Below are 5,672 nucleotides of genomic sequence, written 5' to 3' on the forward strand. Positions count from 1 at the left end.
CCGGCCCGTGCTCGCGCGGACGGGCGACGTGGGCGGTCGCCAGCCCGTGCTGCGCGGCCGCCGCGAGATCGCTCGAATGCGCCGCGACCATCAGGGTCTCGGAGGCCGCGAAGCCGAAAGCCGCGACGGCGTCGCGATAAAGGGTCGGCTTCGGCTTGTAGTCGCGGGAATAGCCTGCGCCGAGGATCGCATCGAACCCCAGCCCGTTGCGCCGCGCCAGGTCGACCATCAGCCGGACAGGCCCGTTCGAGACCGGCGCGAGCAGGTGGCCGATCCGCAGGCGCGCCAGCGCCTCCGGCACCTCCGGCCAGGCGTCGAGCCGGTGCCAGGCCTGGACGAGCTCGGCCCGGACGGCCTCGGGAACCCCGGCGATGCCGAAGGCGGCGAGCACCTCCGGCAGCGACTCGCCCTGCAGCGCGTCGAGGTCGACGTAGGCGCGGGCGCCCGACCGCACCGTCTCCATCGACGGCCCGTAGCGCGCCCGCCACGCATCGGCGAAGGCGCCGCCGTCGAGCGCCGCCGCGTAGGGCGCGAGCAGCCGCTCCGCCTCCCGCGCCACGCCCGAGCGCCAATCCACGAGCGTGCCGAAGACGTCGAAGACCAGCGCCCGGATCGCCATCACACGCTCCGCAGCCGGGTGCGGCGGACGAAGCCGACGATGTCCTTGACCGCGTCGAGGGTCGGCGCGGCGATCGCCTCGGCGCGCTCGGCGCCGTCGGCCAGCACCGCGTCGATGTGGGCGGTGTCGGCGGTCAGGCGCTTCATCTCGGTGGCGATCGGCGCCAGCGTCTCGACGGCGAGCTCGACCAGCGCGCCCTTGAAGGCGGAGAACTGCGCGCCGCCGTGATCGGCCAGCACCGCGTCGCGCGTCGTGCCCTTGAGCCCGGCGAAGATGCCGACGAGGTTGTCGGCCTCCGGCCGGCCGGCGAGGCCCGCGACCTCCGAGGGGAGGGCGTCCGGGTCGGTCTTGGCCCGGCGCACCTTGCTGGCGATCGCGTCGGCATCGTCGGTGAGGTTGATGCGCGAATTGTCCGAGGCATCGGACTTCGACATCTTCTTGGTGCCGTCGCGCAGGCTCATCACGCGGGCGGCAGGTCCCCCGATCAGCGGCTCGGTGATCGGGAAGAACCCGGCGCCCGCATCGTGCCCGTGCGCGGCGATCGAGCCGGCGAAGTCGGTGTTGAACTTCTGCGCGATGTCGCGGGTCAATTCGAGGTGCTGCTTCTGGTCCTCGCCCACCGGCACGTGCGTCGCGCGGTAGGCCAGGATGTCGGCCGCCATCAGCACGGGATAGTCGTACAGGCCGATCGAGGCCGCCTCGCGGTCCTTGCCGGCCTTGTCCTTGAACTGGGTCATCCGGTTGAGCCAGCCGAGCCGCGCGACGCAGTTGAACACCCAGGCGAGCTCGGCGTGCTGCGGCACCTGGCTCTGGTTGAACACGATCGAGCGGTTCGGATCGATGCCGGCGGCCAGGAAGGCGGCCGTGACCTCGCGGATCTGGCCTTTGAGCGCCTCCGGGTCCTGCCACAGGGTGATCGCGTGCAGGTCGACGACGCAGTACAGGCACTGCGCCTCGCGCGCCTGCATCTCGACGAAGCGCTTGATCGCGCCGAGGTAGTTGCCGAGATGCAGGTTGCCCGTCGGCTGCACGCCCGAGAACACCAGTTCCTTGAACGCGGCCATCGGCGCGGTCCCTCGAATGCCGGGCCGAGGCGATCTCGCGTCCCTGGAAGGCCGGGTTTCTGGCACCCGGGGGACGAACCGGTCAAGGCGAGGGCTGCTAGGGCTCGCGATAGGCGCCTTGCGCGCTCGGGCAGAGGTCGAGCAGCACGCAGCGGCCGCAGGCGGGCTTGCGGTGGTGGCAGACCTGCTGGCCGTGCAGCATCAGGATCTCGTGGTTGTCGTAGAGGTCCTGCGCCGACCAGTCGGCCGGAAGCTGCGCCCGCAGGATCGGGTGCGAGGGGCCGACATCCACCTTCGCGCCGATCAGCCCGAGGCGCTGGGCGACGCGGTGGTGGTGGCTGTCCACCGGCAGCGCCGCCATGCGCAGCACCGAGAACGACAGCACCGCCGCGCTGGTCTTCGGCCCGACCCCGGGGATCGCCTCGAGCCAGGTGCGCGCCGCCTCGACCGGCATGTCGGCCAGGAAGGCGAGGGACAGGCTGCCGCGGCGCGCCTCGACCGCCCGGAGCACGGCCTGGATGCGCGGCGCCTTCAGCTCCGGCCAGGTCACGCCGCGGATGGTGTCCTCGATCGCCTCCACCGGCGCGGCGAGCATGTCCGCCCAATCGGGATAGCGGGCGCGCAGCGCCTTGAACGCGCGGCCCGAATCGGCGTTGCGGGTGCGGTGCGAGAGCAGCGACGACACCAGCTCCGAGAGCGGGTCGAGACTGTGGAAATACGGGATCGGGCAGCCGTAGACCGGGCACAGCCTGCGGTGGATCTCGAGCGCCTTCGCCGCGAGGTCGGCGGGCGCGTCCTCCGGGACCGCGGCGGTGGGGCGCGGCGGACGTTCGGCGGCGAAGAGGTCGTGGCGGTTCGCGCTGGGCATGAGGGCGGAATCCGCGAGGATTCCCGCCGGTTCCGCCCGCGCGACGTCGCAGGTCCACCGCGTCGGCGCGTCGACGTTACCGCGTCAGCGCGTAGATGTTCACGTCGAGCTTGTCGTCGGCCTTGTCGTTCAGGTCGGTGACGTACTCCTCGATGAAGCGGTCCTGGACGACGATGTCCTTGGCGTCGAGGTAGGTCGTCAGGGTCTCGTAGGTGCCGTCGATGTCGTCGTAGGAGCCCTTGTGCGGGAAGCGCAGGGCCTTGCCGGAGGGCGTCGTGCCGAAGTGCAGGCCGTCGGCGGCGCTCGGCGCGGGCTCGGGGGCGGAGGCCACCGGGATCATCGCCTCGTAGACGAAGCCGTCGTCGTCGGTGCGGGTGAAGACTGCGAGCGGGCGCCCGGTCGCGGCGATGCCGGCCTTGGCGAGGTCCGCCTCGATCTTGGCAAAGGCCTCCTTCAGGCTCGGCACAGCCTCCTCCCACTTCGCCTTGCCGGACAGGATCGCGGCGGGCTTGGCCGGCAGCGTCACCGCGTCGACGTCGTCGGCGTTGGCCGGGGTCTCCACCAGGGTCTTCCGCCCGGAGGCCTGAGCCGGGGACGGTGCCTGCGCCTGAGGCGGTGCCGGGGGCGGCGCCGGCGCGGGAGCGGGCGCCGACGGCAGGGTCGGCGACGTGATCGCCTTCTCGGGCGCGGGCGCGGACGACTTGTTCGGATCGGCGGGCGGGTTCGGCGCGGTCGTGGTCGGAAGCGGGTCCGTCACCGCGGGCGAGGGCGCCGTCGAGGCCGGCGGCGGGGGCTGCTCGGCAAGGACCGGCAAGGCCAGGACGGGAAGGACGGCGGCGCCGAGAAGGCCGGCGGCGAGCGTGAGGCGAGGGCGGGTCAAGGCAGCGCTCCGGCAAAGGCATCGAGGCGACGACCGAAGGCCGCCGCGGACCGAATCGGCACGGTCCCGTCACGCCCGAACGTAGTGACGAACACCGGTCTTCGCGAGACCGTCGATGCAGGTTCCCGAAGCGCGGCGTGCGGGCGCGGCGGATCTGCCACGCTCCGGCGCGCGCGGAGCCGCCCCTCGCGTCGGACGCCGGCCTTGCCATATACGGGGCCTCGACGACGGGCCGTTCGGAGGCCCGACCCCGCATCCCGCGACGACGCAGCTCGAACCACCATGGCCGCATGAGCGCACTCGCCCACAGACGCTTCCTGAAGATGCACGGCGCCGGCAACGCGATCGTGGTGCTGGACCTGCGCGGCAGCGGCGTCCGCGTCGCCGCCGCCGAGGCGCGTGCCATCGCGGCCGACCCGTCCTCGAGCTTCGACCAGCTGATGGTGCTGCACGATCCGCGAAGCCGCGGCACCGACGCGTTCATGCGGATCTACAACACCGACGGCTCGGAATCGGGCGCCTGCGGCAACGGCACCCGCTGCGTCGCCTACGCGATGCTCGACGACCCGGCCATGGCGCGCCCCGTCGAGACCGGGCGGCTGGTCCTGGAGACCGATGCCGGCCGCGTGGAGGTGAAGCGCGTCGCCGAGCGCTCCTTCACCGTCGACATGGGCCGCCCCCGGCTCGCCTGGAACGAGATCCCGCTGCGCGACCCCTTTCCCGACACGCGCCGGATCGAGCTGCAGATCGGGCCGATCGACGACCCGATCCTGCATTCGCCGGGCGCGGTGAACATGGGCAACCCGCACGCGGTGTTCTTCACCGACCGCGACCCGGACACGTTCGACCTCGGGCAGATCGGCCCGATGCTGGAGAACCACCCGATCTTCCCCGAGCGCGCCAACATCTCGATCGCGCAGGTCCGGGGGCGGGAAGCGATCAAGCTCCGGGTCTGGGAGCGCGGCGCCGGGCTGACGCTCGCCTGCGGGACGGCCGCCTGCGCCGCCGTGGTCGCCGCCTCACGCCTGCGGATGATCGGCCGGCAGGCCACCGTGAGCCTGCCCGGCGGCGAGCTGTTCGTGGAGTGGCGCGCCGACGACCACGTGCTGATGACCGGCCCGGTCTGCCTCGTCGCCGAAGGCCGCTTCGCCCCCGAATTGTTCGCGCAGGACGCCGCCTGATGACGGTCGAGACGCTGACCTTCGGCTGCCGGCTGAACACCGTCGAGGCCGAGGTGATGCGCGGCCATGCCGAGGCGGCATCGCGCGACCGCGACCTCGTCGTGGTCAACACCTGCGCCGTCACCACGGAAGCCGGGCGGCAGGCGCGCAAGGCGATCCGCCGCCTGCACCGCGAGCGGCCGGGCGCCGAGATCGTCGTCACCGGCTGCGGCGCGCAGATCGAGACCGCGGCCTACGCCGCGATGCCCGAGGTTGCCCGCCTCGTCGGCAACGGCGACAAGCTCTCCCCCGCCGCGTGGCAACCGGACCACGACCGTCCGCGCGATGCCGTGGGCGACGTGTTCGTCGCCCGCCACGCCGCGCCGACGCGGATCGCGGGCGTGGCCGGGCACACCCGCGCCTTCGTCCCCGTGCAGAACGGCTGCGACCACCGCTGCACCTTCTGCGTCATCCCGTTCGGGCGCGGGCACTCGCGCTCGGTGGCGCCCGCCGGGGTGATCGATCAGGTGGCGCACATCGTCGCCCATGGCAGCCGCGAGGTCGTGCTCACCGGCGTCGACCTCACCGCCTACGGCCGCGACCTCGCCGGCGCGTCCGAAAGCCTCGGCACGCTGGTGCTGGCGATTCTCGCCGCGGTGCCGGACCTCGCGCGCCTGCGCCTGTCCTCGATCGACTCGATCGAGGCCGACGACGCCCTGATGCGCGCGCTCGCCGACGAGCCCCGGCTGATGCCGCACCTGCACCTGTCGCTGCAGGCCGGCGACGACCTCGTGCTGAAGCGGATGAAGCGGCGCCATGCGCGGTCCGACGCGATCCGCTTCTGCCGGGAGGTGCGTCGGTTGCGGCCGGACGCGGTGTTCGGCGCCGACCTGATCGCCGGCTTCCCGACCGAGACCGAGGACCAGTTCGCCCGCTCCCTCGAGCTCGTCGCGGAATGCGGCCTGACGCATCTCCACGTCTTCCCGTATTCGCCCCGGCCGGGCACCCCGGCCGCGCGGATGCCGCCCGTGGCCCCCGAGATCGTCCGGGCGCGCGCCGCCCGCCTGCGCGCGGCGGGCGG

General features: G+C 73.0%; 6 protein-coding genes. 2 read left to right on the plus strand and 4 right to left on the minus strand.

All coding sequences use genetic code 11. From position 1 onward, the window contains the following. From FV230_RS23655 to FV230_RS23670, 4 genes are all read right to left on the minus strand, one after another. The coding region (locus FV230_RS23655; RefSeq protein WP_147844137.1) for a haloacid dehalogenase type II at positions 1–619 on the minus strand (619 nt) is incomplete at its 3' end. Continuing rightward, the gene (gene trpS / locus FV230_RS23660) at positions 619–1,683 is read right to left on the minus strand and encodes a tryptophan--tRNA ligase (protein ID WP_147844138.1); all 1,065 of its coding nucleotides are present in this window, start codon (positions 1,681–1,683) and stop codon (positions 619–621) included. The genes FV230_RS23655 and trpS, both read right to left, overlap by 1 nt. A 97-nt stretch (positions 1,684–1,780) precedes the next feature. Further along, on the minus strand, positions 1,781–2,551 hold the full coding sequence (locus tag FV230_RS23665) for a Fe-S cluster assembly protein HesB (protein ID WP_147844139.1): 771 nt from the start codon (positions 2,549–2,551) through the stop codon (positions 1,781–1,783). A 76-nt stretch (positions 2,552–2,627) separates the two neighbouring features. Then, positions 2,628–3,431 carry a GyrI-like domain-containing protein gene (locus FV230_RS23670; protein WP_147844140.1) on the minus strand — a complete coding sequence of 268 codons (804 nt, stop codon included), beginning with the start codon at positions 3,429–3,431 and terminating at the stop codon, positions 2,628–2,630. Positions 3,432–3,721: 290 nt separating this feature from the next. Between FV230_RS23670 and dapF the strand changes: the two genes are divergently transcribed. Then, the gene (gene dapF / locus FV230_RS23675; protein ID WP_147844141.1) at positions 3,722–4,612 is read left to right on the plus strand and encodes a diaminopimelate epimerase; all 891 of its coding nucleotides are present in this window, start codon (positions 3,722–3,724) and stop codon (positions 4,610–4,612) included. Next, a partial coding sequence (gene mtaB, locus FV230_RS23680; protein WP_147844142.1) for a tRNA (N(6)-L-threonylcarbamoyladenosine(37)-C(2))-methylthiotransferase MtaB occupies positions 4,612–5,672 on the plus strand: 1,061 nt, incomplete at its 3' end. The genes dapF and mtaB, both read left to right, overlap by 1 nt.

The organism is Methylobacterium sp. WL6, from assembly GCF_008040095.1.
Lineage (GTDB): Bacteria > Pseudomonadota > Alphaproteobacteria > Rhizobiales > Beijerinckiaceae > Methylobacterium.